At 40.1% G+C, this 4,345-nt stretch carries 6 protein-coding genes; all 6 read right to left on the bottom strand.

What is annotated here, in order from left to right:
• Positions 1 to 97: 97 nt before the first annotated feature.
• The 6 genes from LD39_RS19055 to LD39_RS19030 all read right to left on the bottom strand — a co-directional run bounded on the left by LD39_RS19055 (position 98) and on the right by LD39_RS19030 (position 4,086).
• On the bottom strand, positions 98 to 508 hold the full coding sequence (locus LD39_RS19055; RefSeq protein ID WP_035551872.1) for a stage V sporulation protein AB: 411 nt from the start codon (positions 506 to 508) through the stop codon (positions 98 to 100).
• Complete coding sequence (locus LD39_RS19050) at positions 495 to 1,112, bottom strand: stage V sporulation protein AA (RefSeq protein ID WP_035551862.1); 618 nt, start codon at positions 1,110 to 1,112, stop codon at positions 495 to 497. The genes LD39_RS19055 and LD39_RS19050 overlap by 14 nt, the downstream gene beginning before the upstream one ends.
• A gap of 159 nt (positions 1,113 to 1,271) precedes the next feature.
• A complete protein-coding gene (gene sigF, locus LD39_RS19045; RefSeq protein ID WP_035551860.1) occupies positions 1,272 to 2,018 on the bottom strand; it encodes an RNA polymerase sporulation sigma factor SigF in 747 nt (248 codons plus the stop codon).
• Between the two features lie 10 nt (positions 2,019 to 2,028).
• Entirely contained in the window at positions 2,029 to 2,469 is a 441-nt protein-coding gene (gene spoIIAB / locus LD39_RS19040; RefSeq protein WP_035551858.1) for an anti-sigma F factor, read from the bottom strand.
• A complete protein-coding gene (spoIIAA, locus tag LD39_RS19035; RefSeq protein WP_035551856.1) occupies positions 2,454 to 2,819 on the bottom strand; it encodes an anti-sigma F factor antagonist in 366 nt (121 codons plus the stop codon). The genes spoIIAB and spoIIAA overlap by 16 nt, the downstream gene beginning before the upstream one ends.
• Before the next feature lie 91 nt (positions 2,820 to 2,910).
• Positions 2,911 to 4,086, bottom strand: a complete 1,176-nt coding sequence (locus tag LD39_RS19030; RefSeq protein WP_035551854.1) for a D-alanyl-D-alanine carboxypeptidase family protein — start codon at positions 4,084 to 4,086, stop codon at positions 2,911 to 2,913.
• Positions 4,087 to 4,345 lie beyond the last annotated feature (259 nt).

Below are 4,345 nucleotides of genomic sequence, written 5' to 3'. Positions count from 1 at the left end.
GCTGATAAGTCTTGCTGACCTTTTCAAAGTTTTGTTCATTTAATCGCTGCTTTACCAATGACGTTTCCTCCTTATGTTTCGATTCCCTATATTTTTCCTAACGTACAAAAACCACCCATTGAAATAGTGAACCAACTATTTTTCCTAACACAAGCGCCATCAATAATGTGAACAAAAAGCCATCTACTCCAATCCTTTTGAACAATAAAGGAAAAACATTGAGTACTTCTGTGAGGGCAGCAGCAAGCATTCCTATGAAAATCCCGTGTAAAAGCCCCCAGATGACTAACCCTATATAGGACACTTGAATAGGCATATCTCCAAAAGATAAGTAAATACCGAAGAACACCCCTAATATAACAGCGGTCTCATAGTGTCTAAGCTTGGATTCAGAGTGGCTAAGCTGCATCAGTCTCGGGACAATACCCAGGACAGTCAAAAAGGCTACAAACCCCGTACCTACTGCAATACCTGATGCAAGTCCAATAAGAGCTTCAATTATCCACATCCGTTTTTTCCACCTTATTTTCTTTGATCGCTACGTAATGATCGAGATCTTCTTGGTAATTAAATATTTCCACTTCCATCGGACTAGGCTCTTCATTAAAGCGTTTTTGGAACCAATGATTGAAAAACAGAATCATACCAATTCCAAGACCAATCGAGTATGGAATCTGAATCCAGAGAGGATGATCTGATTTTTTACCGGTCAACATAAAGTGAAGCTTCTGTTGAACCGCCCCCATGCTGACATCATAATGGAAATTCATAATCGCCATTGCGGCGCCTATAAATAAAAGCAGCCAAATGCCGCTGATAAGGATGATCGAAGGCTTCCGTTTATGCTTCTCTACATGAACGACGCATTGATTCGGGCCAATCAGTTCTACTTCCAATTGGGGGTATTTATTAATCACTTGCTCAATGATCATAAAAGCATCAATAACAACGATATTGCGATCTTCATCAGTTACTTCATGAAGAATTGTCTGCTCGATGACCGGAACTTGTCTCATTGGTCCTGTTACCTTGGCAATATCACTTAATCTGATGGTTGCAGAAGGTTTCACATAAATTGATTGTTTTATACGAATATATACAGGAGTCGCCACCTTTTTTGCCTCCCCTGCTTTGATTTCTTGCTTATATTATGTGTGAGTTGGAAAATAACATACAGTTGTGAGCGAACTAATTGCTAAGGCTTGAATTACAAATTATGGTGCAATAGACCTTTTTAAAGGCAAAAAAAAGCTGCGCCTTAAGGCACAGCTTTAACTGGAATCGTTCATTGTCTGTTTCATTTCTGCCAAGATTTTTTTCTCGAGCCTGGAAACCTGAACCTGGGAAATTCCCAATCGTTCGGCTACTTCTGTTTGCGTTTGATCTTTATAATAGCGCAAATAAATGATCAACCGCTCACGTTTGTCAAGCTTACTCATGACGTCTTGCAGTGTTATTTGGTCGAACCAATTATTATCTTCCTCAGCGATTTGATCCACAAGCGTAATCGGATCACCTTCATTTTCATACACCGTCTCATAAATCGATTGAGGACTTCGTCCAACTTCCTCCGCTTGGACGATTTCCTCCCTCGTAAGGTCCAATTCTTCCGCTAGTTCATTTACCGTAGGAGAACGTCCTAACTTCTTCATCAGTTCTTCTTTCTTCCCTCGAACTTTATGATTAAGTTCCTTTAAACTCCTGCTTACTTTAACACTTCCATCATCTCGGATAAATCTTTGGATTTCTCCAATAATCATAGGGACCGCATAGGTCGAAAAACGCACATCATAACTCAAATCAAATTTGTCTATCGATTTCAGCAAGCCTATGCATCCAATTTGATACAAATCATCCTGATCATACCCTCGGCGTAAATAGCGTTGTACAACAGACCAAACGAGTCGAGTATTTTTTTCAACTAAAAAATCCCTTGCACTCTGGTCTCCAGCCTGACTTTTTTTGATCAGTTCCTTGACGTCTTTATCTGTTAGGCGTTCTTTTGTTGTATCACTCATGCCAGCGCCCTCAATTGCACAAGGCGCGGGTTGACGTTAATTGCTTTGTCATTCGGACCGTCGTTCCGACCCCGGGCTCTGATTGTATATCCACCTTATCCATGAAATTCTCCATAATTGTGAAGCCCATACCTGAACGTTCCCATTCAGGTTTTGACGTATAAAGAGGTTCTCTTGCTACATCAATATTATCAATCCCTTGCCCTTCATCTTTAATGATGATTTCAATCTGCTCGTCCTCAATGGAACAATAAAGAGTAACTTTCTTATCCTTATTATCTTCGTATCCATGAATGATCGCATTTGTAACGGCCTCAGAAACGACTGTTTTAATATCCGTAAGTTCTTCCATCGTAGGATTGATCTGACTAATAAAGGCGGCAACAGACACCCTTGCCAATGACTCATTTTCGCTCACACTCAGAAACTCAAGCGTCATTTCATTTCGCATGAAGCCACCCCCAGCATCTCAAGAGCGAAGGACTCATTGTCAACCAGCCTTACGATCTTAAACATTCCTGATAAGTCAAAGAGACGTTTCACTTCCGGTGAAATGGAACAAATGATCATTTCATTTCCTAACGCTTGCACCTCTTTATATCTGCCTAACATGACTCCAAGCCCAGAACTATCCATGAATGTAAGCTTTTCTAAGTTAACAATTACATGATCGATATTGCTTTTCTTCAAATGTGACTGCCATTCTTCCCGAAGTCCACTTGCCTCATGGTGATCTAGTTCTCCTTGAAGCCTGACGATCAATACGTTTTCTCTGGTTACAAAATCTGAATGTAGACTCAATGATTTTCCTCCTCTAACTTATAAGAGTCATTAAGTCTTTCGGACATTCAGCTTCAATTTCCTTCATCAAAACAATACTAGTGCAGATATGCTAAAACTTCTGATGACTCGTCAAATTTTTCCACGAACGCTGCCATAATTGGAAGAAACCAGCTTTATCAACTTTGTCCGATGTTTCCAGGCGGACTCTTGCAACTTCCCCATCTTTGTTTTTTACGATAACCCATCCCATGTGAGTGCCTTTATCCATTGGAAGATCTGTCCCTTTTGCGATCTTCAACTCTGTATCATATTGATCTTTTTTCTGGCTTTTCTTTTTAAGTATGACAACATCTTTTTCAGGTGAAAGATGAACATCCCCCGGTGTGCCACGAGTAACTCTTATCGTTTTTAATGTATCCTCTTTAGAATATAGTTTGACTCCCTCATACTGTCCAAACCCATAATCCAAAAGGCTTGTAACATCTGCATTTCTATCCTTAGGAGTTTCTGCCCCCATTACTACAGCAATCATATGCATATCGTTACGTTTAGCTGAAGCTGTCAAACAATATTTCGCTTCAGAGGTATACCCAGTTTTCAACCCGTCCATCCCAGGGTAAGTCTTAATCAGCTTGTTCGTATTGACCAACCAAAACTCGTTATCCTGGCCTTTTCTTAAATAATCATCATAGATCTTCGTATACTCTGTAACAGCATCATGTAAAAGGAGCTCACGCGCCATCACAGCCATGTCGTGAGCAGTGCTGTAATGGTCTTCAGCTGGGAGACCAGTTGGATTTTCAAAGTGAGTGTTTTTTAAACCAAGATCTTTTGCTTTTTCATTCATTTGCTCAACAAACGCTTTCTCCGTACCCGCAATACGTTCGGCCATCGCCACACTAGCATCATTTCCTGAAGCAACAGCTATCCCTTTTAATAAGTCTTTGACTGCCATTTCTTCTCCAGCCTCAAGAAAGATTTGTGAACCGCCCATGGATGCTGCATGTTCACTAATACGGATCATTTCATCCAGCTTGAGGTTACCTTTATCTAGTTCTTCCATGATTAAAAGCAGCGTCATTACCTTAGTCATACTGGCTGGTGGAAGCTTTTTGTTCGCATCTTTGTCATACAGTGTCATTCCACTGTTTTTCTCCATCAAAATAGCAGATTTAGCTGAACGGACTAATTCTGTAGAATTTTTCTCTGCAGCCAAACTTTGCATAGGCTGAAATAATGTGAAAGTTACACTTAAAACAAGCATTAAACCGATGATTTTTCGCATTCTATTGACCTCCAATTTGCTGTAAGTGAACCTATTTTTCCCTTTCCTAGTCCTTCTATACAAATTTTGGTGGAAATAACAAAAGCATAAACACTTAAAGTATATGAGAGAGCAAGTGAACACCAATAAAATATTATCTATTTACCATATTCAATAAAAGCTCCCTATTCCGGAAGACTCAGTTTCGAGACATTCGTGTGAGTTTGGGGCTGAGGAAGAGGCTCCATCCGTGTAGGTGGGTTCGTTATTCACCTACATC

Source organism: Halobacillus sp. BBL2006 (genome assembly GCF_000786645.1).
Lineage (GTDB): Bacteria > Bacillota > Bacilli > Bacillales > Halobacillaceae > Halobacillus.
The sequence above is the reverse complement of the archived record's forward strand: the minus strand, read 5'-3'. Positions and strand labels throughout refer to the sequence as shown.